The 26,806-nt window shown below is 70.8% G+C and carries 27 protein-coding genes and 1 rRNA gene; 12 read left to right on the plus strand and 16 right to left on the minus strand.

Annotated elements, in window-relative coordinates; all coding sequences use genetic code 11:
• On the minus strand, nt 1-1,689 hold the full coding sequence (locus ACIBST_RS46225; protein ID WP_397179815.1) for a serine/threonine-protein kinase: 1,689 nt from the start codon (nt 1,687-1,689) through the stop codon (nt 1-3).
• Nucleotides 1,690-1,928: 239 nt separating this feature from the next.
• On the opposite strand from ACIBST_RS46225, the gene ACIBST_RS46230 reads away from it, so the two are divergent.
• On the plus strand, nt 1,929-2,312 hold the full coding sequence (locus ACIBST_RS46230; RefSeq protein ID WP_397179816.1) for a thioesterase family protein: 384 nt from the start codon (nt 1,929-1,931) through the stop codon (nt 2,310-2,312).
• Here the strand turns inward: ACIBST_RS46230 and ACIBST_RS46235 are convergent.
• The 7 genes from ACIBST_RS46235 to ACIBST_RS46265 all read right to left on the minus strand — a co-directional run bounded on the left by ACIBST_RS46235 (nt 2,302) and on the right by ACIBST_RS46265 (nt 8,840).
• Nucleotides 2,302-2,514, minus strand: a complete 213-nt coding sequence (locus ACIBST_RS46235; protein WP_397179817.1) for a biotin/lipoyl-binding carrier protein — start codon at nt 2,512-2,514, stop codon at nt 2,302-2,304. The genes ACIBST_RS46230 and ACIBST_RS46235 overlap by 11 nt on opposite strands.
• Nucleotides 2,515-2,556: 42 nt before the next feature.
• The gene (locus tag ACIBST_RS46240) at nt 2,557-3,936 is read right to left on the minus strand and encodes an acetyl/propionyl/methylcrotonyl-CoA carboxylase subunit alpha (RefSeq protein WP_397179818.1); all 1,380 of its coding nucleotides are present in this window, start codon (nt 3,934-3,936) and stop codon (nt 2,557-2,559) included.
• Between the two features lie 99 nt (nt 3,937-4,035).
• Nucleotides 4,036-5,334 carry an HD-GYP domain-containing protein gene (locus tag ACIBST_RS46245; RefSeq protein ID WP_397179819.1) on the minus strand — a complete coding sequence of 433 codons (1,299 nt, stop codon included), beginning with the start codon at nt 5,332-5,334 and terminating at the stop codon, nt 4,036-4,038.
• Nucleotides 5,331-6,686 carry an HD-GYP domain-containing protein gene (locus ACIBST_RS46250; protein WP_397179820.1) on the minus strand — a complete coding sequence of 452 codons (1,356 nt, stop codon included), beginning with the start codon at nt 6,684-6,686 and terminating at the stop codon, nt 5,331-5,333. Before ACIBST_RS46250 ends, ACIBST_RS46245 begins: the two co-directional genes overlap by 4 nt.
• Before the next feature lie 225 nt (nt 6,687-6,911).
• Nucleotides 6,912-7,850, minus strand: a complete 939-nt coding sequence (locus tag ACIBST_RS46255) for an NAD-dependent epimerase/dehydratase family protein (protein WP_397179821.1) — start codon at nt 7,848-7,850, stop codon at nt 6,912-6,914.
• A 10-nt stretch (nt 7,851-7,860) separates the two neighbouring features.
• A complete protein-coding gene (gene rsrA / locus ACIBST_RS46260) occupies nt 7,861-8,127 on the minus strand; it encodes a mycothiol system anti-sigma-R factor (RefSeq protein ID WP_352322878.1) in 267 nt (88 codons plus the stop codon).
• Nucleotides 8,124-8,840: a sigma-70 family RNA polymerase sigma factor gene (locus tag ACIBST_RS46265; protein WP_387654924.1), complete on the minus strand. Its 717-nt coding sequence runs from the start codon at nt 8,838-8,840 to the stop codon at nt 8,124-8,126. Before ACIBST_RS46265 ends, rsrA begins: the two co-directional genes overlap by 4 nt.
• Before the next feature lie 123 nt (nt 8,841-8,963).
• Here ACIBST_RS46265 and ACIBST_RS46270 point away from each other — a divergent pair, with 123 nt between their 5' ends.
• Nucleotides 8,964-9,704 carry a class I SAM-dependent methyltransferase gene (locus ACIBST_RS46270; RefSeq protein WP_397179822.1) on the plus strand — a complete coding sequence of 247 codons (741 nt, stop codon included), beginning with the start codon at nt 8,964-8,966 and terminating at the stop codon, nt 9,702-9,704.
• 66 nt (nt 9,705-9,770) lie between these two features.
• On the opposite strand, the gene ACIBST_RS46275 is transcribed toward ACIBST_RS46270, so the two are convergent.
• Complete coding sequence (locus ACIBST_RS46275) at nt 9,771-10,103, minus strand: TraR/DksA family transcriptional regulator (protein WP_397179823.1); 333 nt, start codon at nt 10,101-10,103, stop codon at nt 9,771-9,773.
• 156 nt (nt 10,104-10,259) lie between these two features.
• Nucleotides 10,260-11,003: an SOS response-associated peptidase gene (locus ACIBST_RS46280; protein WP_387654916.1), complete on the minus strand. Its 744-nt coding sequence runs from the start codon at nt 11,001-11,003 to the stop codon at nt 10,260-10,262.
• A gap of 176 nt (nt 11,004-11,179) precedes the next feature.
• Here ACIBST_RS46280 and aroA point away from each other — a divergent pair, with 176 nt between their 5' ends.
• Both aroA and rsgA read left to right on the plus strand, forming a co-directional pair.
• Entirely contained in the window at nt 11,180-12,454 is a 1,275-nt protein-coding gene (gene aroA, locus ACIBST_RS46285) for a 3-phosphoshikimate 1-carboxyvinyltransferase (protein ID WP_397179824.1), read from the plus strand.
• Between the two features lie 91 nt (nt 12,455-12,545).
• The gene (rsgA, locus tag ACIBST_RS46290) at nt 12,546-13,577 is read left to right on the plus strand and encodes a ribosome small subunit-dependent GTPase A (protein ID WP_397179837.1); all 1,032 of its coding nucleotides are present in this window, start codon (nt 12,546-12,548) and stop codon (nt 13,575-13,577) included.
• A gap of 12 nt (nt 13,578-13,589) precedes the next feature.
• Here the strand turns inward: rsgA and ACIBST_RS46295 are convergent, their stop codons facing one another.
• Nucleotides 13,590-14,045: a DUF4442 domain-containing protein gene (locus ACIBST_RS46295; protein WP_397179825.1), complete on the minus strand. Its 456-nt coding sequence runs from the start codon at nt 14,043-14,045 to the stop codon at nt 13,590-13,592.
• 54 nt (nt 14,046-14,099) lie between these two features.
• Between ACIBST_RS46295 and hisN the strand changes: the two genes are divergently transcribed.
• Nucleotides 14,100-14,933, plus strand: a complete 834-nt coding sequence (gene hisN, locus ACIBST_RS46300; protein ID WP_397179826.1) for a histidinol-phosphatase — start codon at nt 14,100-14,102, stop codon at nt 14,931-14,933.
• Between the two features lie 9 nt (nt 14,934-14,942).
• Here hisN and ACIBST_RS46305 read toward each other — a convergent pair whose 3' ends face one another.
• From ACIBST_RS46305 to ACIBST_RS46315, 3 genes are all read right to left on the minus strand, one after another.
• Entirely contained in the window at nt 14,943-15,314 is a 372-nt protein-coding gene (locus ACIBST_RS46305) for an Rv3235 family protein (RefSeq protein WP_397179827.1), read from the minus strand.
• Between the two features lie 166 nt (nt 15,315-15,480).
• Nucleotides 15,481-16,266: a fructosamine kinase family protein gene (locus ACIBST_RS46310; RefSeq protein WP_397179828.1), complete on the minus strand. Its 786-nt coding sequence runs from the start codon at nt 16,264-16,266 to the stop codon at nt 15,481-15,483.
• A complete protein-coding gene (locus ACIBST_RS46315; RefSeq protein ID WP_397179829.1) occupies nt 16,253-16,726 on the minus strand; it encodes a low molecular weight protein-tyrosine-phosphatase in 474 nt (157 codons plus the stop codon). Before ACIBST_RS46315 ends, ACIBST_RS46310 begins: the two co-directional genes overlap by 14 nt.
• A 137-nt stretch (nt 16,727-16,863) precedes the next feature.
• On the opposite strand from ACIBST_RS46315, the gene pstS reads away from it, so the two are divergent.
• From pstS to ACIBST_RS46340, 5 genes are read left to right on the plus strand one after another with little or no spacing between them, the layout of a single operon-like run.
• Nucleotides 16,864-17,979, plus strand: coding sequence for a phosphate ABC transporter substrate-binding protein PstS (gene pstS, locus ACIBST_RS46320; RefSeq protein WP_397179830.1), 1,116 nt, complete (start codon nt 16,864-16,866; stop codon nt 17,977-17,979).
• A gap of 6 nt (nt 17,980-17,985) precedes the next feature.
• Complete coding sequence (gene pstC, locus ACIBST_RS46325; RefSeq protein ID WP_352322868.1) at nt 17,986-18,966, plus strand: phosphate ABC transporter permease subunit PstC; 981 nt, start codon at nt 17,986-17,988, stop codon at nt 18,964-18,966.
• Complete coding sequence (pstA, locus tag ACIBST_RS46330; protein WP_397179831.1) at nt 18,963-19,835, plus strand: phosphate ABC transporter permease PstA; 873 nt, start codon at nt 18,963-18,965, stop codon at nt 19,833-19,835. Before pstC ends, pstA begins: the two co-directional genes overlap by 4 nt.
• A 15-nt stretch (nt 19,836-19,850) precedes the next feature.
• On the plus strand, nt 19,851-20,627 hold the full coding sequence (pstB, locus tag ACIBST_RS46335; protein WP_352322866.1) for a phosphate ABC transporter ATP-binding protein PstB: 777 nt from the start codon (nt 19,851-19,853) through the stop codon (nt 20,625-20,627).
• Nucleotides 20,627-21,352 (plus strand): response regulator transcription factor, encoded by a 726-nt coding sequence (locus tag ACIBST_RS46340; RefSeq protein ID WP_352366039.1) that lies wholly within the window; start codon nt 20,627-20,629, stop codon nt 21,350-21,352. The genes pstB and ACIBST_RS46340 overlap by 1 nt, the downstream gene beginning before the upstream one ends.
• Here ACIBST_RS46340 and ACIBST_RS46345 read toward each other — a convergent pair.
• A complete protein-coding gene (locus ACIBST_RS46345) occupies nt 21,321-22,385 on the minus strand; it encodes a serine hydrolase (protein WP_397179832.1) in 1,065 nt (354 codons plus the stop codon). The genes ACIBST_RS46340 and ACIBST_RS46345 overlap by 32 nt on opposite strands.
• A gap of 314 nt (nt 22,386-22,699) precedes the next feature.
• Between ACIBST_RS46345 and ACIBST_RS46350 the strand changes: the two genes are divergently transcribed.
• Both ACIBST_RS46350 and ACIBST_RS46355 read left to right on the plus strand, forming a co-directional pair.
• Entirely contained in the window at nt 22,700-24,052 is a 1,353-nt protein-coding gene (locus tag ACIBST_RS46350; protein ID WP_397179833.1) for a hypothetical protein, read from the plus strand.
• Nucleotides 24,053-24,386: 334 nt separating this feature from the next.
• Nucleotides 24,387-25,847: a PQQ-binding-like beta-propeller repeat protein gene (locus ACIBST_RS46355; protein WP_397179834.1), complete on the plus strand. Its 1,461-nt coding sequence runs from the start codon at nt 24,387-24,389 to the stop codon at nt 25,845-25,847.
• An 873-nt stretch (nt 25,848-26,720) separates the two neighbouring features.
• Here ACIBST_RS46355 and rrf read toward each other — a convergent pair.
• Nucleotides 26,721-26,806, minus strand: a 5S ribosomal RNA gene (rrf, locus tag ACIBST_RS46360); the annotation flags it as partial.

Genomic DNA, 26,806 nt, shown 5'->3' on the forward strand with positions numbered 1-26,806 from the left:
CTACGACTTCGGCGTCGCCGTGGGGGACGGCGACGGCGTCGGCGTCGTGCAGATGCCGTCGATGATGTAGAGCGTGACCACCTTCGTCTCAGGGACCACCGTGCCGCCGGCCGGCACCGTCTTGGTGATCCTGCGGCAGGCGGGGTCGTCGGTGGTCACGGACGAGTCGCGGACGTGCACCTGCAGCCCCGCGGCCTCGACCATCTCCTGCCCCTTGAGGAAGGGCAGCCCGGCGACCTTGGGCACCGTGATCTTCTTGACCGTCGGCGTCGGCGTGCTCGACGGCGACTTGGTCGGCTCCTTCGTGGTGGTCGGGGTGGTGGTGGGCGTGGTCGTCGGCTCCTCCTCGGGCTCCGACGGCTCCTCGCTCGGAGGATGCGTGGGCGGCCTGGTGGGCGTCGTGGGCGGCTTCGTGGAAGGCGTCGGCGAAGGCTTGGGCTTCTTGGGACCGCTCTTCGTAGGGCCGGGGATGTCGTCGCTGTTGCCGTTGTTGGAGGCCGTGACGGTCGGCGTCGGCGCGCCGGGCACCATGCCCGTCAGCGCCACCGCCCCCGCGCCCACGCCGAGCACCACCGCGACCGCGAGGCCGACGACCAGGCCGGTCCGGCGCGGCGCCTTGGCGGCGCGGCGGCCGCCCGGGCGGCGCTCGCCGACGGCGGCGGTGGTCTCCTCCGCCGAGGCCGGCAGGTGCGCTCCGGTCTGGAACGCGCCGGCCCCGGCCGGCGGCTGCCCTCCCGGGTAGGGGGGCGGCTGGTGGGCGCCCGTCGGCTGGGAGTGGCCCGCCTGGTAGGCGCCGGTCTGGTACGACTCGGGCGGCGCGGCCATCGTGGCGCCCGTGGCCGGCGGCGCGATCTCGGCCACCGGCGTGATCGCCTGGCCCTGCCCGGCCGCGCGGGCCGCCTCGCTCATGGCCTTCGCCGTCGGGAACCGCCGGGCGGGGTCCTTCGACAGCGCCACCTCGACCAGCGTCCGGATCTGCGGCGGGATGTCGGCGGGCAGTGGCGGCGGGGCCTCGCGGATGTGCTTGAGCGCGATCGTGACCGCGCTGTCACCGTCGAACGGCCGCTGTCCCAGCAGGCACTCGTAGGCCACCACGCCGAGCGCGTAGATGTCCACGGCCGGGGTGACGGGCGCGCCCTCGGCCTGCTCGGGCGCGCAGTAGGCGGCCGTGCCGAGCACCATGCCGGCGTCGGTCAGCCGGTTGGCCAGGTCGGAACGGGCGATGCCGAAGTCGGTGAGCACCAGCGTGCCGTCGCGCTGGACGAGCAGGTTGCCCGGTTTGACGTCGCGGTGCACGATTCCCTGGTCGTGCACCGCCTGCAGGGCCGAGGCGGCCTGCGCGATGAGCTCCATGGCCGCCTGCGGCGGGATCCGGCCGAGCCGGGCCAGGAGCCGGTCGAGCGGCTCTCCGTCCACGAACTTCATCACGAGGTAGACGGTGTCGCCGCTCACCCCGTAGTCGTAGACGTCGACCACGCCGGAATGGTTGATCGTGGCCATCGCCCTGGCTTCCCCCTGGAACCTGGCGACGAACCCCCGATCATCCATGCGGCCTGGGAGCAGCACTTTGACGGCGACGGTGCGGGCGAGCACGATGTCCTCGCCTCGCCACACCTCGCCCATGCCGCCGGCGCCGATGCGGGTATCCAGTCGATACCGCCCCGCCAGCGTCGTGCCTTGGGCCACCATGACTCCCCCGCTACCCCCCTACATCGGTAACCTCGCCCACCCCGCGGTTCTCCAACAAAGCGAACTTTTGTCGCGGTGAGGTAACACAGTGGTCACGGAAACTCCGAGAGTGTACCTGTCTCAGGAGCCCCATATGCCACTCATATGCCGCAAGCCGTACAAACCCTATCCTGGAGCCTTATGGGCGGTGTTGTCCGCGTTTCCCGGAGATCAGAACCGCCCTCGGTAGGCTGACCCCCATGACGCTCTCACCTGGCCTCCGCTCGCAACTGCTCACCATGGTCGAGAGATCCGACACAGCCGAGCGAGCCGGCAGCGGCGACGTGCCCGTGCTGGCCACGCCCAGGCTGCTCGCGCTGGCCGAACGGGCCACCGTCGAGGCCGTGCGCCCGCACCTGGCCGAGGGCGAGACGTCCGTCGGCACCCGGGTCGAGCTCGAACACCTGGCCGCCAGCGCCGTCGGCGACCACGTCGAGCTCACCGCGGAGCTCACCGGCGTCGACGGCCGGCGCCTGGTCTTCGCCTTCGAGGCCCGCGACCGGCACGGCACGCTCGTGGGCCGCGGCACGGTCGAGCGGATGGTCGTCGACCGCGCCAGGTTCCTGGCCCGCCTCAGTCGATGACGGCGATCAGGTCGCCCTCCTGGATCACGTCGCCCTCGGCCACCTTGAGCTGCGACACCACGCCCCCGTCCTCGGCGAGCACGGGGATCTCCATCTTCATCGACTCAAGGATGACCAGCGTGTCCCCCTCAGAGACCGTCTCGCCCTCCCGGACGACCACTTTCCACACGTTCGCCACCATCTCGGCGCGTACCTCGGCCACCGGCGCTCTCCTGTTCCGACGTCACCAACAATGTCGACCGGGTCAGGGCCGCATTCGCCCGACCAGACCCGTGTCGTAGTCTCCCGCGACGAATGCCGGGTTCTCCAGCAGCTCGGCACAGAAGGGCAGATTGCTCTTCGGCCCCTCGACGGTGAACTCCGCGACCGCCTTGCGGCCCAGCTCCAGCGCCTCGGTACGGTCGGCCCCGACCACGCACAGCTTGGCCATCAGCGGGTCGTAGAACATGGTCACCGTGTCGCCCGCCGCGTAGCCGGAGTCGACGCGGATGCCGTCGCCGGCGGGCTCGTCCCAGGTGGTGATCCGGCCGGGTCCGGGCAGGAAGCGTCGGGGGTCCTCGGCGTAGATCCGGAACTCGATCGCGTGCCCCTCGGGCGCCACCGTGATCTGCGGGCTCTCCCCGGCGGCCACGCGCAGTTGCAGCTCCACCAGGTCCAGGCCGGTGACCAGCTCGGTGACCGGGTGCTCGACCTGGAGCCTGGTGTTCATCTCCAGGAACACGAAGTCCTGGGCGTCGGCGTCGACCAGACACTCGACCGTGCCCGCGCCGAGATAGCCGACGGCCTGGCCGGCCCGCACGGCCGCGGCCAGCATGCGTTCGCGCAGCTCGGGGCCGATGCCGGGGGACGGCGACTCCTCGACGACCTTCTGGTGGCGGCGCTGCACCGAGCAGTCGCGCTCGCCCAGGGCCAGCACCCGGCCGTCGGGCAGGCCGAGGATCTGCACCTCGACGTGGCGGGCGCGTTCGACGTAGCGCTCCAGCAGGACCGCGGGCCCGGCCAGCGCGTCGCCCGCGCCGCCCGCCGCGGCCGCCGCGGCGAACCTGGCCGCCGCCCTGGCCGCCTGCTCGAACGCCTTGGCCAGCCCGGCGTCGTCACGGGCCACGCTCATGCCGATCCCGCCACCGCCGCCGGCGGTCTTGACCATGACCGGGTAGCCGATCAGCTCGGCCGCGTCGAGCGCCGCGACCAGGTCGGTGACCGGTTCCCTGGTGCCCGCGGCGACGGGCACGCCCGCCTGCTCCATGAGGTTCCTGGCGTTGATCTTGTCGCCCATCCGGTCGATGGACTCCGGCGACGGCCCGATCCACACCAGCCCGGCCTCGATCACCGCCCGCGCGAACGCGGCGTTCTCCGACAGGAAGCCGTAACCGGGGTGCACCGCGCCCGCTCCCGTGGCGCGGGCCGCCTCCAGCACCCTGGCGGGGTCGAGATAGCTCCGCGCGGGGTCGGCCGGGCCGATCAGCACCGCCTCGTCGGCCTCGCGCACGAACGGCAGCCCGGCGTCGGCCTCGGAGTGCACGGCGACGGCACGCAGCCCCATCCGCCTGACCGTACGGATGATCCGCCGGGCGATCTCCCCCCGGTTGGCGATCAGAACGGGTCCGAGCGTCTCAGCAATCACGCGGACCACCCTATGACCGGGGTCTGCTCGTCCCTTTTCTCGTGAAGTACCGATCAGCGGAGAATCATCTGTAGGAACCCCACAATTGTGGGCAATCGGCTACACGCGGCCTCTGCCCACCACCCGGGTCAGGGCGTCGAGGGCGGCGGCGTCGTACGCGCTGCCCGCCGTGAGCCCGATGCGCTCCAGCGCCGCCCCCGACCGGTCGCGATCGGTGGACGGACCCACCAGGTCGTCGTAGGCGTTGGCGACCCTGATGATGCGGCTGGACAGCGGCGGGTCGTCGGCGATCTCGTCGCACTGCCGCCGGACCACCTCGGCCACCCGGTCGAGCACCCCCGTCTGCCTGATCACCTCGGCCCCCAGTTCGGCGATGCGCCGGGCCTGCTCCGGATCGGCCAGCACGGTGGCGCCGCCCGGGATGGGGTCGCGCAGCGAGAGCTGGCCGATGTCGTGCATGAGGGCCGCGTACTCCAGCTCCAGCAGCTCGGGCTCGGCCATGCCCAGCTCTCGGCCGACCGCCACGGCCAGCCGGGACACCCTGCGCGAGTGGCCGGGCTCGACGTAGCCGCCGACCTCGGTGACCCGCGACAGGGCGCGGACGGTCTGCAGGTAGGTGGCGCGGATGCCGGCGTACTTGCGGAAGGCCACCTGCGTGACCAGCAGCGGCGCGGCGAACACCAGCAGCGCCACCAGGTCCATGCTGTGCGTGGCGAGCGCGAGCAGCACGCCGGAGGCGGCCACCGCCGCGCCCAGCGGGAACGCCATGTTGATCTCGTCGCGCACCGCCACCCGGAACGCGGTGCGCAGCCGCTCGGCCCGCAGCAGCGCCGCGATCAGCACGTCGACCAGCAGCGTCACCGTGATCAGCGAGACCATCACCACGAGCGCCGGCCACCAGGTGTGGGCGCCCGGCGGCGGCTTGGTGAGCTGGTAGAGCGGGTCGGCCAGCGGGCGGAAGGCGAAGGCCAGCAGCGCGCCGGTGAGCAGGCGGCGGGCCATCGCGTCGAGCCGCGGCGGCCGGCCGACGGCCAGGTGGGGCAGCGCGCCCGCGATCATCCCGGCCGCGATCACGGCCACGACCTGCAGCGCGGAGTGGCGCAACTGGTTCTGGCTGAGGTCGAGCAGCAGCGTGTAGCCGAGCGCCGCGGCGGCGCCGATGGGCGCGACCTCCCTGTTGCCCGGCATGGTCAGCCGGGCCAGCTCGCCGACCGCGATCAACGCCCCGAACCCGATGGCGATCTCGGGACGGTCGAGCCCCACGGCCGCCGTGTGCGCCACCCCCGCGACGGCGACCAGCCCGGCCGCGCAGATCAGCAGCAACTGGCCGGAGTCGAGCCGGCGCAGGACGGCGGCCTGTGCCCGGTCGGCGCGCCGGACGCGCTCGGTGGTGGTCATGGCCCGCTCACGACCTGGATCGGCATCGTCGGGTCGTCATGGTCCTTGATCGTCGCCTCGGCGGCGTCGGGCGGCGGCGCCTCGACCCGGCGCGGCGGCTGCCAGGGATTGCGTTCCAGCGCCCGGATGAACGCGGCCACCATGACCGGGTCGAAGTGCGTGCCGGAGCACTTGCGCAGCTCCTCCACGGCCACCTCGACCGGGCGCGCCCCCCGGTAGGAACGGTCGGAGGTCATCGAGTCGAACGCGTCGGCCACCGCGATCACCTTGGCGAACTCGGGGATCTCGTCGCCGGCCAGGCCCATCGGGTAGCCGGTGCCGTCGTGGCGCTCGTGGTGGTGCATGATCCCGGCGTAGGCCTCGTCGAGGAAGCCGATGCCGCGCACGATCTCCAGCCCGCGCATCGGATGGAGCTGGATCGCGGCGAGCTCCCCCTCGGTGAGCGGGCCGTCCTTCTGCAGCACCTTCGTGGGCACGCCCAGCTTGCCGACGTCGTGCAGCATGCCGGCGTAGCGGATGGCGCGCAGGCGTTCGAGCCGCATGCCGATCTCCTCGGCGATCATGCTGGAGGCGAGCGAGACGCGCGTGCAGTGGCCCCGGGTGTAGTAGTCCTTGGTCTCGACGGCCTGGCACAGCGCGGCGATGGTGGCGTCGTAGGAGCGCTGCTGGGCGTGGTACTGGCCGAACGCCCACCGGGCCACGAACAGCGGCATCAGCACCAGCACCGCCGAGATCGACTGCACGGTCGCCCACAACCCGGCCACCAGCAGCCCGAACGTGCCGTAACCGAGATAGGACAGCAGGAACTGGACCATGCCGCGCAGCGGCACCTCCGTGGCCCGCACGCTGGTGGCCAGGCTGATCATGGTCAGCGTGAGCACGATGTTGAGCGGCACGAACACGGCGGTCGCGGCGGCGTAGGGGCCGATGAGGCTGTCGAACTCGTTGACCCGCGGCACCCCGACCGCGCCGTGCAGCCACTCGTACACCCAGCCGGAGGCGTAGCCGCAGATGGCGAACTGGGCGCCGTTGAACAGCCGCTTGATCAGCGGCAGCCCCGGGCGCACGCTGACCGCGGCGGTGAGCCCCACCAGCGCCGCGCCCTCCGGCCCGATCAGCACGACCGCGGCCAGCGACGCCGAGAAGCTCACCGACACCGCGAACTGCTCCACGTTGAGCAGCGTCGGCATCGACTCGCACACCAGGAAGAGCAGCGCGAGCACCAGCAGGATGTCGAGATTCTCCGGCGCCACGAGCGGGCCGGAGACGATCGCGCTGTGCCCGATGAGAGCGGCCGCCGCCGCGATCACGGCGACCAGGTAGACCCTCGCGGGCCAGGGCAGGTCACGCATTGCGGCCCCCTACGGCGGTCAGGTCCAGGAAACCCCTGGCGGAAGCGCGCCGATGCCGGCCAGGGCCACCATCGAGGCGACCACGATGACGGCGGCGAGCGACCGGGTGAACCTGTCCTTCAACATCCCACATGCCTCCACGTCGACTTCTGGAGCTCACGCTACAGAACAGGACGTCACCGTACGGGCCGAGCGGGAAATCGCAAGCAAAGTGTAATCAAGCAACTACCTGGCGCGACTCCGCGCCCAGGCCACGGTGCTCTTCACGCCGGTCGGCAGGTCGGTGCGCGGCTCCCAGCGGAGCCCCTCGTGGGCGGGCACCGGATCGACGGCCATCGCCGGCAGGTCGCCGAGGCGCGGCTGCGCGAAGCCCGGCTTGTCCTGGGCCCCGGCGGCGTCGGCGATCAGCGAGTGCAGGCGCCTGTCGGTGGTCTGGATGCCGGTGCCGAGGTTGAAGCGGCGGCCGTTGCCCTCGCTGCCGCAGGCCCGGACGAAGCCGTCGACCACGTCGTCGACGTAGACGTAGTCGCGGGTCTGGGTGCCGTCGCCGTAGAGGACGGTGGGGGTGCCGTTGAGCAGGGCGTCGGTGAAGATCGACACGACGCCGGCCTCGCCGTCGGGCGACTGGCGGGGGCCGTAGACGTTGGAGAGCACCAGCGTGGTGTACTCCAGGCCGTACAGGGCGCGGAAGGTCGCCAGGTAGATCTCGGCGCTCAGCTTGGAGGCCGCGTACGGCGATCGCGGGTCGGTGGGCGCGTCGCCGGGCACGGGGATCGTGGCGGGCCGGCCGTAGACCGCCACCGACGAGGCGAACACCACCTTGCGCGTGGTGCCCTCCTTGGCCGCCGTCAGCACCGACGCGGTGCCCTCGACGTTGAGCCGGGCGTCGTGCACGGGGTCGGCGACGCTCTTGCGTACGCTGATCTGGGCGGCCAGGTGGCAGATGACCTCGGGCCGCAGCTCGGCCGCCAGCCCGATGATCGCCGGGTCGCGCACGTCGAGGACGTGCAGGCTGAAACGGTCGCTCTCGGCGGCGTTGACCAGGTTGTCCCTGCTGCCGGAGGACAGGTCGTCTACGGCCACGACCTCGTGTCCGTCCGCGAGCAGGCGGTCGACGAGATTCGACCCGATGAAACCGGCACCACCGGTGACTAGGACGCGCATGGCGTGAATCCTAGTCGGCCAGCTCCGACCTCACCTGCTCGATCCGCGCCAGCACCTTGGAACGCAGATCGGCGGGGACGGGGTCGCAGCCGCAGTGCTTGGCCACGAGCGCCTTGACCGCCTTGTCGAGGTCGTACTCCTTCAGGCACGGGCTGCACTCGTCGAGATGCACGCGGATGTCGGAGACGTCACCATCGGTCAGCTCGCCGTCGAGGTAGGCGTAGACCTTGTCCAGCACCTCGCGACAGTCGGTGTCGTGCGGGTTGCCACAGCTCATTTCGATCCCTCCGAGGGGACCAGGCCGCGCTCGCGGGCGTAGTCCTCAAGGAGGCCCCGGAGCTGCCTGCGTCCCCGATGCAGCCTGGACATCACGGTGCCGATGGGAGTGCCCATGATGTCGGCGATCTCCTTGTAGGGGAAGCCTTCGACGTCGGCGAGGTAGACGGCGATCCTGAACTCTTCCGGCAGCGCCGCGAGCGCCTGCTTGATGTCGCCGTCGGGGAGGTGCTCCAGCGCCTCGACCTCGGCCGACTTCAGCCCGCTCGAGGTGTGGGACTCGGCGCGCGCGAGCTGCCAGTCCTCGATCTCCTCGGTGCCGGACTGCTTGGGCTCACGCTGCTTCTTGCGGTAGCTGTTGATGAACGTGTTCGTCAGGATCCGGTAGAGCCACGCCTTGAGGTTCGTGCCCTCCTGGAACTGGTGGAACGACGCGAACGCCTTGGCGAAGGTCTCCTGAAGCAGGTCCTCCGCGTCCGCTGGATTCCGGGTCATCCGGAGCGCGGCGGAGTAGAGCTGTTCGAGATACGGCATGACGTCGCGCTCGAACCGCTCGCTGCGCTGCTCCAGAGTCTCCGCGCCTGTCGCGGGCACCGGACCCACCCCCCTAAGATCACCGGTGGCCGGCTGTGGCGGTACACCGTACTCAGGGGAGAATACCCGCTGGCCGATGACCTCCTGGTCATCGGGGCGCGGTCTTTCCAATGTGAGCATGCTCGTCGCAACACGCCCGCGCCCTTGTCTGTTCCCGCAAGATAGAAGGTACAGAGGACCCGGTGCGGGGAACGTCCATACGTACCGGCTGGTAGCCCTTTTTCCGGAACTCAGGAGTCGCGTGTGCTGCCCATTCCGGCCGAGGAACTGAACGGCTCTGGGACGCTCGGGCCGTACTGGACCTTCTACAACGCCGTCGCCGCCGAGCAACTGAACCGCTGGCTCCCCGGCGAGCCGTCGGTGATCCTCGATCTGTCCGGCGGCCGCGGACGCTGGTCCGGCCAGGCCGCGAGGGCGGGACACCGGGTGATCGAAGTGCTCGACTTCCGCCGGACCGTGGACGCGCAGTCCCGTTTGCGGGACGCCGACCGGGTTCGGCACGTACGCGCCGACGATCTGGCCTTTCTCCCCGATGAGAGCGTCGACGCGGTGCTCGCCGAGGAACGGGCGATGTCGATCGAGCTCATGGCCGAGTCGGCGATGAGCGACGTGGCCAGGGTGCTGCGTCCGGGCGGGCGGGCGCTGGTGTGCGTCGACTCGCTGGTGCTCGGCATGGCGATCCTGGCCGAGCAGGAGCAGTGGCAGCACCTGCGGCAGACCGGCGAGGTCATGCTGGTGCCCTGGCCCGACGGCAGCATCACGCGCTGCTTCAGCAGCGGCCAGCTCCGCGAGCTGCTGATGGGGGCCGGGCTGGAGGTGGAGTGGATGCGGCCGCGCACGGTGCTGTCGCCGTCCACGGTGGACCACGTGCTCGGGTCCGACGGGCGGGCCCTGACCTGGCTCGTGCGCACCGAGCTCGACGCCCATCCCGACGACGACGACACGGTGGGCATCCACCTGGTGGCCAGCGCCCGCAAGAGCTGAGCCGCCGCCCGGCTCGTCGAGGGCCGCCGTTCTCCGTGTCCGGCGGCCTTCGGCCGCGGCGGCCGGTCAGCGGCGGCGTTCGCGCCTTCCCTGGCACTGCACGCAGCGGGCGGCCTCCGGGCGGGCCTCCAGCCGGCCCTCGGGCACCGGCTGGTCGCAGTCGACGCACCGGCCGTACGCGCCTTCGTCCAGGCGCCTGATCGCCTCGGTCACCGCGCGGCGTTGCGCGGTCGCCACGGTGAGCATGGCCTGCGCGCGGTCGGCGTCGGTGAGGTCGGAGCCCGCGTCGGCCGCCGAGTGCTCGCGGATCGCGACGGGGTCGCCCTGGAGGACCCCGATCGAGCGGTCCAGCTCCGCGAGCATGTCTTCGAGCCGCTTACGAGCGGTCGTGACGTCCACGAATCCGCACCTCCGGGTGAAAAGGGGGAAGCCCGCGGCTAGGACTCCCCGGTTGTCCCGCCCGGCGCAATTAGGGGCATGTTGTGGCGGTGACACCGAGTGAACGGTCGCATCGCTTTCCTCACCGAATGCCCACTTACCATGCTTCTTACACCTTTAGAAAAGGCCGGCTTCCTCCTCATCGGGAAGCGGTTTGATGAGATCCGGCCCATTGTTCCGGACATTATTGACATCAGTAGAAACGGGATATGCCGCCAGCCTCCCGGCCTCCGCGGGCACCAGGAGTCGTGAGGCGCGCTCGGTGTCGGTGAGGCCCGGGTCGAGCCAGTCGGCCCAGCGGTCGCGCTCGATCATCATCGGCATCCTGTCGTGGATGCGGCCGAGCTGGTCTTCGGCGTCCGTGGTGATGACCGTGCAGGTGACCAGCCACTTGAGCGGGTCGTCGTCGTCGCGGGTGCGGTCCTTCCAGAACTCGTACAGGCCCGCCATGGCCAGCACGCCGCCGTCGGCCGGGTGGATGAAGTACGGCTGCTTCTTCTTCTCGCCCTCGACGGCCATCCACTCGAAGTAGCCGTCGGCCGGGATCAGGCACCTGCGCTTGGCGAACGCCTGCCGGAACGACGGCTTCTCGGCCAGCGTCTCGGCCCTGGCGTTGATCAGCCGGGAGCCGATCGACGGATCCTTGGCCCAGACGGGCACGAGGCCCCACTTGACGATCCTGAGCTGCCGGACCGGGTGCTCGTCCTCCTTGGAGGAGCGGCTCATGACCGCGTAGACGTTCTTGGTGGGGGCGACGTTGAAGTCGGCGCCCAGCTCCTTGTCGGGCTCGCCGTCGAGCTCGACCTGGAACTCCTCCAGCAGCTCGTGCTTCTTGCGCGCCGAGGCGTATCTACCGCACATGTCCCCACATTGCCATACGCCGGAGGGTCGCTCGCGGCTTCGCCTCCGGCCGGTGCGACTCGGCTCGCCTCGGCGGAAGGCCGACGCGTCCGGCCGGGGCGGCGCGGCCCGGCGGAAGGGCGACGCGTCGTCCACAGGCCGTGAACGCGCCGTACCAGGGCCAGTAGGCTTTGGACATGCCCGCTCAGCACTGGCCCGCGCCGACGGCCGACACGCCCGTCAACGCCTCCGTCCGCCTGCCCGGCTCCAAGTCCGTCACCAACCGGGCGCTGCTGCTCGCCGCGCTGGCCGACGGTCCGGGCGTCGTCCGGCAGGCGCTGCGCAGCCGCGACGCCGACCTCATGGTGTCGGCCCTGCGCGCGCTCGGCGCCACGCTGACGGCCGTGCGCGAGACCACCGACGCGGTCGACTGGGAGGTGCGGCCGGGCCCGGTCCGCGGCGGCGCGCGCATCGACGCCGGGCTGGCGGGCACGGTCATGCGGTTCGTCCCGCCGATGGCGGCGCTGGCCGACGGGCCGGTCTTCTTCGACGGCGACCCCTACGCCCGCAGGCGTCCGATGGGCCCGATCCTCGACGCCCTGCGCGCGCTCGGGGCGCGCATCGACAACGACGCGCTCCCGTTCACCATCACCGGCCCGCTGACCGGCGGCGAGGTCACGATCGACGCCTCCGGCTCCTCGCAGTTCGTCTCGGGGCTGATGCTGACGGCGGCGCGGTTCGCCAAGGGCGTGACGATCCGGCACGTCGGCCCGCCGGTGCCCTCCCAGCCGCACATCGAGATGACCGTCCACATGCTGCGCGAGGCCGGGGTCAAGGTCGACGACACCGAGCGCGACGTGTGGCGGGTCGAACCGGGCCCGATCGCGGCCAGGGACATGACGGTCGAGCCCGACCTGTCCAACGCGGCGCCGTTCCTGGCCGCCGCGCTGGTCACGGGCGGCACGGTCACCGTCCCCTGCTGGCCGGCGGAGACCACCCAGCCGGGCGACGCGCTGCGCGGCCTGCTCACCACCATGGGCGCCACGGTGACCCGCGACGGCGACGACCTGGTCGTCACCGGCACGGGCGAGGTCAAGGGCCTCGACGCCGACCTGCACGAGGTGGGCGAGCTGACCCCCACGATCGCCGCGCTGGCCGCCCTGGCCACCACGCCGAGCCGCATCCGCGGGGTCGGCCACCTGCGCGGCCACGAGACCGACCGGCTGGCCGCGCTGGCCGCCGAGATCAACGCCCTCGGCGGCGACGCGGAGGAGACGGCCGACGGCCTGATCATCCGTCCGCGCCCGCTGCACGGCGGCGTGTTCCACAGCTACGACGACCACCGCATGGCCACGGCCGGAGCCGTGATCGGCCTCGCCGTGCCGGGCGTGGAGGTGGAGAACATCGCGACGACAGCCAAGACGTTGCCCGAGTTCGTCCAGATGTGGGCGGCGATGCTGGAGTCCCGATGAGCGGCGATGATCGCGCGTTTCGCGGCAGGCGGCGGGGGCACTTCGCAGAAGGGTCCGGCGTGAGAGGAAGCGAGCGCATGGGAGCGGACCGCTGAGAAAGCGGGAGTACGACGAGGACGACGTACGGGTCAGGCCGGGCAAGGGCTCGCGCCCGCGCACCCGCATCCGTCCCGCGCATGAGGACGCCGTGGAGGGCTTCGTGGTCGCCGTCGACCGCGGCCGCTACACCACCCTGGTCGAGCCCGAGCGCGGCCACAGGCGCAAGCAGCAGCAGCGCCGGCTCGTGGTCGCCATGAAGGCCCGCGAGCTGGGCCGCAAGGGCATCGTGGTCGGCGACCGGGTGGCCCTGGTCGGCGACGTGTCGGGCCGCCCCGACACCCTGGCCAGGGTGGTCCGGGTGGAGCCGCGCACCTCGATGTTGCGCCGCTCGGCCGACGACACCGACGACACCGACGGCATCGAGCGCCCGGTCGTGGCCAACGCCGACCAGCTCGTGATCGTCACGGCGCTGGCCGACCCGCCGCCCCGGCCCCGGATGATCGACCGGATCCTGGTGGCGGCGTTCGACGCCGAGATCGACGCCCTGCTCTGCCTGACCAAGTCCGACCTCGCCCCGCCGGACGAGCTGGTCGCCCTGTACGAGCCGCTGGGCGTGCCGCACATCGTGGTCCACAAGGGCGGCTCCCTCGACGAGCTGCGCGACCACCTGGCCGGCCGCATCAGCGTGCTGGTGGGCCATTCGGGCGTGGGCAAGTCCACCCTGGTCAACGCCCTGGTGCCGGACGCCAACCGCGCGGTCTCGCACGTCAACGCGGTCACCGGCCGCGGCCGGCACACCTCCACCTCGGCCGTCGCGCTGGAGCTGCCCGAGGGCGGCTGGATCATCGACACGCCGGGGGTGCGCAGCTTCGGCCTGGCCCACGTGTCGGTCGAGACCGTGCTGGCCGCCTTCCCCGACCTGGTGGAGGGCACGGTCACCTGCCCGAAGGGCTGCACCCACCTCGGCGACGGCTGCGCGCTCGACGCCTGGGCGGCCGCGGGCAACGCCGACCCGGCGCGCCTTGAGTCGCTGCGCCGCCTGCTGTCCAGCCGCGAGGGCGCCCCCGACGAGCCGGCCGCCTGATCCGCGGCCGGTTCAGGGCCGGTTGGGGCGCAGGGTCCAGGTGACGGTGAGGCCGGAGACCAGGGTGCCGGCCGCGTCCCGTATGTCGACCAGCACGTCGAAGACCGGCCGCTGGCCGGCGTCCAGCTTGCCGACGACCTCCTCCCTGGTGGCGGCCACGCGCGCCTCGGCCCGCACCTCCCCCAGGGCCACCTTCCGGAACTCGATGGTCGCCGTCGTGGGCAGCGGCACGCTGCGGCTGAGCTGGTCGCCGAACCTGGACAGCACCGCCGCGCCCGACGCTGACTCGGCCAGGGTGAACAGCGTGCCCGCGTGCGGCCCGGCCACGTGGTTGTGCAGCTCGGGCCGGTCGGGCAGCCGGCATTCCGCCCGGCCGTCCTCGACCGAGTCGAACACGATTCCCAGCGTCCGGGCGAATGGAACGGTTTCGAGAAGGAAGGCACCTACATCAGTGGACATAGGAGACATGTTACTGGTCAGTAGCCGAAAAGGGAGTTACCAGAAAAAGGGCGCCGGCGACTGATGTCCGGCACGACCGACGCGATAGCGTGGCTGACCGTGCAGGGTTACAACGACGATCTACGCCTCGCTCACGTCATGGCGGACGCCGCCGACGACCTGACCATGCGGCGCTTCAAGGCGGTCGACCTCAAGGTCGAGACCAAGCCCGACCTGACGCCGGTCAGCGACGCCGACCGCGCCGTCGAGGAGGCCATCCGCGGCACGCTGCGCCGGGCCCGGCCGCGCGACGCGGTGGTGGGCGAGGAGTTCGGCACGACCGGGCAGGGAGCCCGGTCGTGGATCATCGACCCCATCGACGGCACCAAGAACTACGTGCGCGGCGTGCCCGTCTGGGCCACGCTGATCGCGCTCATGGAGTACGGCAAGGTCGTCGTCGGCCTGGTGTCGGCCCCCGCGCTCGGCCGTCGCTGGTGGGCGGCGACCGGCGGCGGCGCCTGGACCGGCAAGAGCCTGGCCAAGGCCACCAGGATGAGCGTCTCCTCGGTCACCGCGCTGGAGGACGCCTCCTTCTCCTACTCCAGCTTCGGCGGCTGGGAGGAGCTCGGCAAGCTGGACAACTTCCTCGACCTCGGCCGCGCCTGCTGGCGCACCCGCGCGTACGGCGACTTCTGGTCGCACATGATGGTCGCCGAGGGCTCGGCCGACGTGTCCGCCGAGCCGGAGCTGTCGCCGTGGGACATGGCAGCCCTGACCGTGATCGTCGAGGAGGCCGGCGGCGTCTGGACCGACCTCGCCGGCGTGCGCGGCCTGGAGGGCGGCAGCCTGGTCTGCACGAACGGCGCCCTCCACGACGAGGTGCTCAACCGGCTCAACGGCACCAGGGTCATCTCCTGACGGCTCACCTCAGGCCGTCTCGAAGTCGGTGCACAACCATCGGTGCCCGTGCCGCTCCAGCCGTACGGCCAGGACGTGGCTGCGCTCGCCGCAGTGCACCAGCACGCACATCTCGACGGCCCCTTCCCTCGGCTCCTTGACATGGGGGCTCCCGACGAACGGCGGCCGCTCGGCGGAGATCATCCGCCCGGCCCTGACGAGGTCGCGGTAGGCCCCGCCGGTGAGCCGGTCGGCCACCGACTCCGGCGGGCGGCGACCCGTCAGCACCTCGGCCAGCGCCTGCCCGAGCTGGCGCAGCCCGCGTTCGTCGGGCCGGGCTCCGGGCGGGCCCCAGACCAGCGGGGTCAGGGCCAGTGCGCCGTGCGTGGAGTCGTCCGCCATGCGCCCTCCTTTTGACTCAGGGGGAAGAAGGAAACGCCTTAATGAGTTTTCGGCCGGGGCCGCCCGATACGAAATCCGCCAACTTTACCCGGCCGCCGTCCTCTTTCCTCCCCTTGGGCGGAGAAATGCATCGCGGGGCTGGATCCCCTCTTTCTTTATCGGTTGTTCAGAGCGACAACACGTGGGCGACCGCATTCAGCAACGAGTCGCGGTAGGCGGCTCCGTACAGCACCACGTGCACCAGCAGCGGATGGAGCTGGTGCAGCGGCACCCGCGCCCGCCACCCCGCCGCGAGCGGGAACTCCTCCTGGTACGCCCCCATCACCCGATCCAGGTACGGCAGCCCGAACAGGGCGAGCATGGCCAGATCCGTCTCCCGGTGCCCGCCGTGGGCCGCCGGATCGACGAGCACCCCGGTGCCGCCCGACCACAACACGTTCCCGCTCCACAGATCCCCATGGAGGCGGGCGGGCGGCTCCGGCGGCCCGGCCACCTCGGCGAACCGCGCCACGGCCCGCTCGACCAGCGTCACGTCCGCGGCCGGCAGCCGCGCCCGGCGCAGGAACGGCAGCACCCGCCGGGAGGCGTAGAAGGACGGCCAGTCGCCGTCGGGCGAGTTGTCCATGGGCAGCTCGGCGATGAACCCGGGCCACGGCGCGCCGAACCCGGCCGCCCCGGCGCGGTGCAGACGGGCCAGGTCACGGCCGAACCGCAGGGCCGCCTCGGCGGTGGGCGCCTCCTGCGGCACCCATGACAGCACCAGCCGGTCGGGACCGGCCTCCACGACCTCGGGCACGGTGATCGCCTCGCCCAGCCAGCGCAACCCGGCGGCCTCGGAGGCGAACACGCCGGAGGCGGGACCGATCTTGGCGAACACCTGCCGCCCGTCCGCCAGCACGCCGCGCTGCAGCCGCCGGCCGTGGGAGGAGCCGAGGTCCTCAGTCGATCTCATCGGCGATGTGCGCGGCCACGCCCTTGGAGGCCGTCTCCAGCATGGTCAGCACCTCCTCGAAACCCTCGCGGCCACCGTAATAGGGGTCGGGCACCTCGGCGCCGTCCGGCGCGCCGGGGTCGAACGAGCGGAACAGGCGCACCTCGACGCCGGCGGGCGCCAGGCGGCGCAGGTTGGCCGCGTTGTCCCGGTCCATCGCCAGCACCAGGTCGTAGCGGTCGAACCAGTCCCGCGTGAACTGCCTGGCGCGGTGGGCGGCGCCGTCGTAACCGTGCTCGGCCAGGATGCCCAGCGCCCGCTCGTCCATCGGATTGCCGGCGTGCCAGCCGCCGGTGCCCGCGCTCTCGACGACGACCCGGCCGCCGAGCCCGCGCTCCTCCAGGGTCCGGCGGAGCACCACCTCCGCCATCGGGGAACGGCAGATGTTGCCCATGCACACGAGACACACGCGATAGCTCATGTATCCCATCTTCGCTGGTCAAATTGATGGAGACGACCAGGCGCGTTCACCGAACGTTCACCCTTGTTGGGGGGTCTGAGTCACTTTGCCTGAATAACTTCATGGACGACTAAGGACCAAGTGAGGGGAACCCAACCGTGAAGTATGCAGGCCGGCTCGCCGCCGTCGCCGTCGTCGGCGCGCTCTCGCTCGCTGCGTGCGGCACAGACAACAACAGCTCCGGGGGCACGGACGGCACCAGCTCCGCCAGCGCTCCCGCCGCGGGCAACGACAACGGCCTGAGCGGCACCATCAACGCCGCCGGCTCGTCGGCCCAGGCCAACGCGATCGACCAGTGGAAGAAGGACTTCCAGGCCAAGAACTCGGGCGTGAGCCTGAACTACCAGCCGAGCGGTTCGGGTGCCGGTGTGCAGTCGTTCATCGCGGGCACGGTCGACTTCGCGGGTTCGGACTCCGCTCTCAAGGACGACAAGGGCGAGCCCGCCCAGGCCGACGCCCGGTGCAAGACCGGCAAGGCCATCAACATCCCGATGGTGACCGGCCCGGTCGCGGTGGTCTACAACCTCCCCGGCGTGGACGGCCTGCAGCTGTCGCCCAAGACCATCGGCGGCATCTTCGACAGCAAGATCACCAAGTGGGACGACGCGGCCATCAAGGCCGACAACCCCGACGCCAAGCTCCCGTCCACGCCGATCTCGGCCTTCCACCGCTCGGACGAGTCGGGCACCAGCGACAACTTCACCAAGTTCCTCAAGGCGACCGCCGGCTGGCCGTACGAGCCCGCCAAGGCGTGGCCCGCCGAGGCCAAGGGCCAGGGCGCCAAGGGCTCGGACCAGGTCGCGGCCAGCGTCAAGAGCACCGAGGGCTCCATCGGCTACGTCGAGCTCTCCTTCGCCGAGAACTCCCAGCTCAGCAAGGCCAAGGTGGCCAACGGCTCCGGCGAGTTCGTCGAGCTGACCGCCGACAGCGCGGCCAAGACGGTCGAGACCGCCGAGATCACCGGCACCGGCAACGACCTCAAGCTGAGCATCGACTACGCCACCAAGACGGCGGGCGCGTACCCGATCGTGCTGGTGACGTACGAGATCACCTGCGAGAAGGGCCTCGCGCCCGAGCAGGCCAAGCTCGTCAAGGAGTTCCTCACCTACACCTCCAGCGACGAGGGCCAGGCCGCGCTGAAGGACCTCGGCTACGCCCCGCTCGCGGGCGAGCTGCTCACCAAGGTCCGCACCGCCGTCGGCGCGATCTCCTAGCAGCACATGACGACCAACGTTCGTACCCGTGGGGGCGGGCCGGCCACGCGCCGGTCCGCCTCGCGGCGCAGCCATGGTGAAGGCCCCTTCAAGTTCGTCTCCACCGGCGCCGGCGTCCTGCTGCTGGGGATCATGGCGGCCATCGCCGTCTTCCTCATCAGCGAGGCCGTGCCGGCCCTGCAGGCGAACAAGGGCAACTTCTTCACCGACCTGATCTGGGAGCCCAACGGCAGCCAGGTCTTCGGCATCGGCGCGCTGGCCTTCGGCACCGTCCTCAGCTCGGCGATCGCGCTGGTCATCGCCACCCCCATCGCGGTGGGCGTGGCGCTGTTCATCTCCCACTACGCGCCCCGCCGCCTGGCCGGGCCGCTCGGCTACCTGGTCGACCTGCTGGCCGCCGTGCCCAGCGTCGTCTACGGCCTGTGGGGCGTGACGTTCCTGGTGCCGCTGCTGCGCACGCCGTCGCAGTGGCTCAACGAGCACCTCGGCTGGTTCCCGCTGTTCTCCGGCGAGGGGGCCATCGGCGGCAAGACCATGCTCGCCGGCGGCATCGTCCTGGCGATCATGATCCTGCCGATCATCGCGGCCATCTCGCGCGAGGTCTTCCTCCAGGCCCCGAAGATGAACGAGGAGGCGGCCCTGGCGCTCGGCGCCACCCGCTGGGAGATGATCAGGATGGCCGTGCTGCCGTTCGGCCGGCCCGGCGTCATCAGCGCCGCCATGCTCGGCCTCGGCCGCGCGATGGGCGAGACCATCGCGGTCGCGCTGATCTTCCCCGCCACCTTCGACATCAGCTTCGAGATCCTCACCCCGCACGCCAACAGCATCGCGGCCAACATCGCCAACGGCTTCGGCGAGGCCACGCAGGTCGGCCGGGGCGCGCTGATCGCCTCCGGTCTGGTGCTGTTCGTCATCACGCTGCTGGTCAACATGGGCGCACGCATGGTGATCAACCGGCGCAAGGAGTTCAGGGCGGTGGGGGCATGACCATCCAGCACATCTCGACCGGCCGCCGGATCAAGGACAGGTTCGTCCAGGGGCTGGTCTACCTGGCGTTCGCGCTGGCCGTGGTGCCGCTCGTGTCGGTCCTCTGGCTGGTGATCTCGAACGGCCTGGCCCGCTTCGACATGGAGTTCCTCACCCACTCGATGCGGAACATCGGCGCCCGCGACGTCGGCGGCGGCGCCTACCACGCCATCATCGGCACGTTGGAGCAGGTCCTGCTGGCCTCGCTCATCTCGGTCCCGATCGGCCTGTTCACCGCCATCTACCTGGTCGAGTACGGCCACGGCGGCCGCCTGAGCCGGGCCATCAGCTTCTTCGTGGACGTCATGACCGGCGTCCCTTCAGTCGTTTCCGGCCTGTTCATCCTCGCCTTCTGGGTGCTCTTCCTGGGCAACCCGTTCTCCGGCTTCGCCGGCGCGCTGGCGCTGTCGATCCTGATGATGCCGACCGTGGTCAGATCGGCCGAGGAGATGCTCCGGCTCGTCCCCAACGACCTGCGCGAAGCCTCGTACGCGCTGGGCGTGGCCAAGTGGCGCACGATCCTGAAGGTCGTGCTGCCGACCGCGTTCACCGGCATCGTCACCGGCGTCATGCTGGCCGTCGCCCGCGTGGCCGGCGAGACCGCGCCGCTGCTGCTCACGGTGTTCTTCACCGACTCCATCAACAACGATCCGTTCAGCGGGCCGCAGATGGGCCTTCCGCTCTTCGTCTTCGACCAGGCGGCCCGTCCCAACGACACCGCCATCGACCGCGCCTGGGCCGGAGCCCTCACGCTGATCCTGATCGTCATGCTGCTCAACCTGGTGGCGCGCCTGATCGCCTGGTGGCGCAGGCCCGCCAGGGGCCGATAGGGGGTAACCGCCACAATGTCCAAGCAGATCCAGGTCTCGGGCCTCGACGCGTACTACGGGTCGCACAAGGCGATCGAGGACGTGTCGATGACCATCGAGCCGCGCTCGATCACCGCGTTCATCGGCCCGTCCGGATGCGGCAAGTCGACGTTCCTGCGCACGCTCAACCGCATGCACGAGGTGATCCCCGGCGCCCGCGTCGAGGGCAAGGTCATGCTCGACGGAGAAGACCTGTACGCCCCCACCGTCGAGCCGGTCTCGGTCCGGCGTATGGTCGGCATGGTCTTCCAGCGCCCCAACCCGTTCCCCACGATGTCGATCTACGAGAACGTGGCCGCCGGGCTCCGCCTCAACGGCCGGGTCGGCAAGTCCACCCTCGACGGCATCGTGGAGGAGTCGCTGAAGGGCGCCAACCTCTGGAACGAGGTCAAGGACCGGCTGAACAAGCCCGGCGCCGGCCTGTCCGGCGGTCAGCAGCAGCGTCTGTGCATCGCCCGCGCGATCGCGGTCAAGCCGCAGGTCCTGCTCATGGACGAGCCGTGCTCGGCGCTCGACCCGATCTCGACGCTGGCCATCGAGGACCTGATGGCCCAGCTCAAGGAAGAGTTCACGATCGTGATCGTGACCCACAACATGCAGCAGGCCGCCCGGGTCAGCGACCGGACCGCGTTCTTCAACCTGGCCGCCCAGGGCAAGCCCGGCAAGGTCATCGAGATGGACGAGACCTCCCGCATGTTCACCAATCCTTCGGAGAAGGCAACAGAGGACTACATCACGGGACGCTTCGGCTGATGACCCCACAGCAGGCGGCATCCACGATGAACGGGGACACGCGGACCAAGCCCGTACTGCTCATCGCCGACCCCGACGACGCCGTGGTGGATGACCTGGCCACGGCGCTGGAACGCGAGGGCGTGGCCGTCACCGGCGCGCCGGACGGCGCCCAAGGGCTGCTCCAGGCGGGGGCGCTGCAGCCCGACGTGGTGCTCGTGTCGGCCACGCTCCCGGTCATCGACGCGGTCGACTTCGTCCGCGCGGTACGGCTCGCGCGAGCCGTGCCCGTCCTGCTCGGCGTCGGCGAGGGGAACGCCGAGCAGGCCGTACGCGCGCTCGCGGCGGGGGCGGCGGCCTGCGTGGCCCGGCCGTACCGGGTGCCGGAACTGCTGCCGTTCATCCAGGCGGCCTCGCCCGAGTCCCGCAAGGTGCTGGCCGTCGGCGGCGTCGAACTGGACGTCCAGGCCTACCAGGTACGCGTCGAGGGCCGCGTCGTGCACCTCCCGCTGCGCGAGTTCGAGCTGCTGCAGTACCTGATGCGCAACGCCGACCGCACGGTCACCCGCGAGCAGATCATGCGGCACGTGTGGCACGCCGCCGCGACCACCTCGACGAACACGATCGCCGTGCACGTCAAACGGCTGCGCGCGCGCCTCGGCGACAACGACGACCAGCTCATCCAGACCGTGCGCGGCGTCGGCTACCGGCTGGTCACGCCCGGCACTTCCGGAAGTCCCGCATGATCCGCGCGGCGACGCCCTCGACGGTCGCGATGCCGTCCCCCACCTCGGCGCTGCCCTCGGTGAGGACGGCGACCGCGTAGTCGTGGCCGCGGCCCCGGATCAGCCCCACGCTGACCGTGGCCCAGCGCCCGTTGGAGACGCGCTTCAGCCAGCCGTTCTTCAGCCGCACGCGCTCGCCCGCGCAGGCCGCGGCGGAGACGCCCCAGTCCTGGCCGCGAACGACCGCGCCCATCAGCCTGAGCACCCGCGCGCGCTCCTTCACCTTCAGCGGGCTCTTCCCGGACACCAGCGCCTTCATCAGGCGGACCTGGTCGTCCACCGACGTCTCGGTAATTCCCCAGCAGTAGAGGTCGACGCAGTCTCCCGGGACGCCCCTGGTGTGCTTGAGCCCGAACCTCCTGCCGGCCCCGGTGAAGCCCGCCGCGCCGCCGATCCGCAACCACAGGCGGTCGGCCGCGTGGTTGTCGCTGTAGCGGATCATGAGCTCGGCGTCGTGCCTGACGGACTCGGGCAGCTCGCGCCACGGCGTCCCGAGCAGCAGCGCCATCAGGATCTGGACCTTGGCCGTGCTGGCGGTGATCAGCCGTTCGCCCGGGTGGTAGCGGTAGACGCGGCCGGTCGTCAGATCCTTGACCATGGCCGTGACCGGGCCCGGCCGGCCCGCCAGGAACCGGTCGAGCCGCTCGGTGATCTTCTTCGTCGGGACGGGTTTCACGGCCTTCGGTTTCACGGCCTTCGGTTGCTCAGCCTTCGGTTGCTCGGCCGGGGCCTTCCCGGTGATCGCCGGGGGGCCGAGGCGGTGCGGCATGCGTACCGGGCCGGGCGCGGCGCGCCCGGTCACCGGCTCCGGGGCCACATGCGTGCTCCCGGGCCCCTGCACCACATGCGTGCTCGCGGGCCCCTGCGCCACGTGCGCGCTCCCCGGCCTCGGCGGCGCGTGGGGCGTCAGTGCCGCCGTCCCGGCGGCGGTGTCCGGGGCGAGCAGGGGTGGCAGGAGGGCGAGCGCGATGGCCAGCCGTGGAAGCGTCCTCACGCTGCCCGCGATCATGCGGTGAATTATCACGAAAAATGGCAACACCGCGCTACGAGTCGCCGGAAATCATCTTCACCTACTCACCACTCCACAAAGAACCCGACCACCCCGAAGACGCGCGATGTGGCCACTGGTACGATTCCCCTCTTTCGGGGTTTCCCAGCACTCTCGGGGCAAAAGTGACAACGGGGCCGAGTTATCCGCAGTATCACGGGCAACAGCAGCAGCAACAGTGGCCGGCCATGCAGCCGCCGCCACCACCTCCACCCAGTCCGCCTTCTCCGCCCAGGCGCCGGACCGGCTTCTGGGTCACCATGGGCATCGTCTCCCTCGTGGTGGCGATCGCCGTGGGCGCCGGCGTGGGCCTCGTCCTGCGCGAGCGCATCAACGGCGAGCAGGACCCGCTGCGCCGGCAGGAGGCGTCCGGCAAGAGCGACCCGAACGCCGTGGTCGTCACCGACCAGGAGATCGACAAGCTGGTCTACGAGCACGGCAAGGCGCTGAGCAGCGGCAACGCCGACGCGTTCACCTCGATCTTCGACAAGGACAACGCCACGCTCATCCGCGACCAGCGCAGGGTGTTCACCAACCTGCGCAAGGTGCCGCTCAGTGAGGCGTCGTACAAGGTGATGCGCCGCGAGGGCCGCGCCGAGGACAGCTTCGGGCGGGCACTGAAGTTCACCCAGGACGTCGCGTTCGTCCACCGGTTCGCCGGCATCGACCTGCGACCGGTCTCGGAGTGGTACCGCTGGACGCTGGAGAAGGCGTCCAAGGACGCGCCCCTGGTCGTCACCAAGGTGGACGGCGCGCCGCCGCCCATGGTGAGCGAGGGCAGCAAGTCCGTGTACTACCCGGGCCCGTGGGACATCTGGCCCGACATCGCCGTGGTCCGCGCGGGCGCCAGCATCGTCCTGGCCCGTCCCCAGGACGCGGCCATGGCCAGGCGCGTCGCCCCGGTGGTCGCCGGCGCGGCGAAGAAGAACCTGGACTTCTGGAAGCGCAACGGCGACGCCACCGCACCCGTGCCGGGCGGTTTCGCGGTCGCGCTGGTCGAGGGGCAGAACCAGCTCGGCAACCTGTTCCGCAAGGAGAAGGCGCACGAAGCGGGCGTGTCCATCCCCATGCTCTCCTGGACCTCCCTGGGCGACGACGTCAAGGTCGGCGGCACCCGGGTGGTCATGGACACCACCACGTCCTTCTTCCGGTCGTCCGAGGGCATCATGGAGATCAGCACGCACGAGCTGGCCCACTCTCTCCTGGCCGGGCTGGACAGCGCCGACTTCTCCCTTTTCGGCAAGCCCAACTGGGTCATCGAGGGCTTCGCCGAGTACGCCGCCAACCGCGGCCACCCGATCAACCAGAACATCCGCTTCCAGGAAGGCCGCGCCTACCTCGCCGGCCGCCTGAGCACCCGCTTCTCAGGCGAGCTCCCCGACAACCCGTCGTGGGACTCCAACGGCATGACGAACGTGCACTACCTGATGGGACACCTGGCCATGCGCTACATCGCCCAGCGGTACGGCGAGCAGAAGCTGACCAGCGCGGTGATCGCGGCCTACCGGGCCAAGGGCGACGACAGCGAGGCGGCACTGTTCAAGGTGCTGGGCGTGAGCAAGGCGGACTTCGAACGGCAGTGGGCGTCGTACGTCCGCGGGCAGCTGGCCTGAACGGGGAACAACCATGACCGACCACTCCAACACCCCACCCGGCCCGTACGGCTCCCCACCCCCCAACCCGTACGGCCAGCCGGCTCCCAACCCCGGCGCCTACCCTCCGCCCGCGCAGCCGTGGCCCCAGAGCCCGGCCGCCCACCCCCCGCAGGGCACGGGCCCGGCCGCCTACCCACCCGCGGGCTACCCGCAACCGCCCGCCACCCCCTACGCTCCTTCTCCTGGCGCGTACGCCCCGCCAACGGGCAACCCAGCCGCATATCCACCGCCACCAGGCAACCAACCCACATACCAACCCCCAACGGGCAACCAGCCCACATACCCGCCGCCCATGGGCAACCAGCCCACATACCCAGCGAACCACCCCTCCCCCGGCGCGCCCTCGCCGTACGGCCAACCCCCGCAGCCCCCCGCACCGGGCAGCGGCACACCGTACGGCAACCACCCCGCGCCCCCGCAGCCGCAGAGCCCCCGGCCCAAGTGGAAGACCGCCCTGCTGGCCACCGGCGCGGCCGTGGTCCTCCTCTCCGTCAGCACGGGCACCGCCTGGTTCGTCGCCACCACCGGAACGACCGGCGGCGGCCTCACCGCGTTCGGCGGCGGGAGCAGCGACGGGGCAGAATGGGACGTCCCCCTCCCCAACGCCGGCAGCGGGGACTTCACCACCGCCCTGGCCTTCGGCAGCTGGCTGACCGACAAGGTCATCATCCGCGCCCAGAAGGACGGCGTCCTCGCCTACGACCTGACGTCCGGAAAACGCTCCTGGGGCATCCCCTCGCCGGGCGCCCAGCTCTGCGGCGCCACCCCGGACCTGTCCGCCGGCAAGGCGGCCATCGCGTACGGCAGCAGCAGCTCGTGCGACCACCTGGCCGGCATCGACGCCACCACGGGCAAGCTCACCTGGAAGATCAAGATCCCGGCCGAGAAGTCCACCCTCGCGAACTCCATCAACGTCCCCCGCATCATGAGCGCCGACGGCGTGGCCGTCACCGAGCTGGACGACGCGGTGGCCGCCTACCGCCTCACCGACGGTCACAAACTGTGGGGCCTCACCGCGTCCCCCGACGACGGCTGCCACATCAAGGACATCAACACCGCCGCCACCCGGGTCGCCGTCATCCTCGACTGCACCTTCAGAGGCGGCACCCGCCTCCAGTACCTCGACCCGAAGACCGGCAAGATCACCAAGCAGGCCACGCTGGGCCAGCTCAGCCTCATGACCAGCCTTCTGTCAGCCTCTCCCGCCATCATCCGCAGCGAGTCCGGCGGCCAGAACACCTTCACGGTCTACTCCGACGCCGCCACCAAGGTGACCGAGATCAAGACCCCCGAGGTGGACATGCTCGCCATGAACACCGTGGCCATGGTCGACGGCCTGTTCGAACAACACCGCTACACCATCCACGACGACCGCCTCTACCTGGCCACGTTCCCGCAGAACGTCCCGCAGAGCATGCGCTCCCGCAACAAGGCCCTCGCCTACGACCTGAAGACCGGCAAGCAGCTGTGGGAGTCCTCCGGCACCCAGGACACGATCCTCACCTACATCCGCGCCGACGACCAGGGCCTGCTGGCCCTCGAAACCGGCGACCGCCGCGACCTGGCCCCCCGCCTCGTCCGCCTCGACGCCGCCACCGGCAAGGCCACCGAACTGGCCACCCTCCCCCAGAAGTACGGCACCGAGGCCGAAAAGGCCCGCGTCTTCGAACGCAACGGCGTAGTGATCACCGTCCCCTGGACCTCCGTAGCCACCAGATACGCCGTCACCTACGTCAACACCAAAGCAAACTAACCCTCAACCACAGAAGGGCCCCACGCTGCTTGCGTCGGGCCCTTCTCCCATCTCCCCACCTCCCCGAACCAATTCCTCCCCAGCCCCTCACCCTGCACCTCCAAGGCGCCATCCGGTCTCGCGTTTGGCCGGCTGAGAGATCCCGAGAGCCCGGAGAGGCCGGGAGTGCGGCGACATTCCAGGCATGTTGTGTATAGCGGGGAAACCTCACATGCCGGAGGGCACGACGCCCCCACCATCGCCTCGCATGCCGCTGTCCGATCCCACCGGCCCTACGTGAGGGAGAGGACCGGGCCCAGCCACGCGAAGATATGCCGCCTCTGCGGGCTGATGACACCTGAACTCTGTCTGCGGTTGCCCAATTAGGGCCACCTTGCGCAAGCGTGGCGAAGGTCGACATTCAGCGGATTCTTAGGGCCGCCCCAGGACGGCGCTGGAGATGCCTCGGTCTACGAGCCAGATAGGTGCGAGGCGAGGCCGCCTACGCCCCTCAGCCTCCTCCAAAGTAGAGCGGAATCCGAACCCTCAGCCTCCGAAGTGGGCCGGCTCGGACTGACTAGAGGTGGAACCAACTGGAAACCACCGATAAGCGGCCCCACGCCTTGCAGCGGCGAGCCCCCGCGCCGATCCACCGATCCACCAGAGCCTGCCACGAGCCGGCACGAGCCGGTCCCGCGGGACGGCTGGGGCGGCGCCGCCCGCCTCCTGCACCCCGCGACAGCACCTGCAGAGAAGAAACACCCCGGAAATGCAAGAAGGGCCCCGACCGCAGCCGGAGCCCTCCCAAACACAGAAAAGGCCCCGACCGAAGTCGAAGCCCACACAAACGCGTAGAGGCCCCACACGATACGTGTGAGGCCTCTACGAAAGATTGTCCGGCGGTGACCTACTCTCCCACACCCTCCCGAGTGCAGTACCATCGGCGCAGAGAAGCTTAACTTCCGGGTTCGGAATGTAAC

The sequence above is a fragment of the Nonomuraea sp. NPDC049684 genome (assembly GCF_044465345.1).
Taxonomy (GTDB): Bacteria; Actinomycetota; Actinomycetes; order Streptosporangiales; family Streptosporangiaceae; genus Nonomuraea.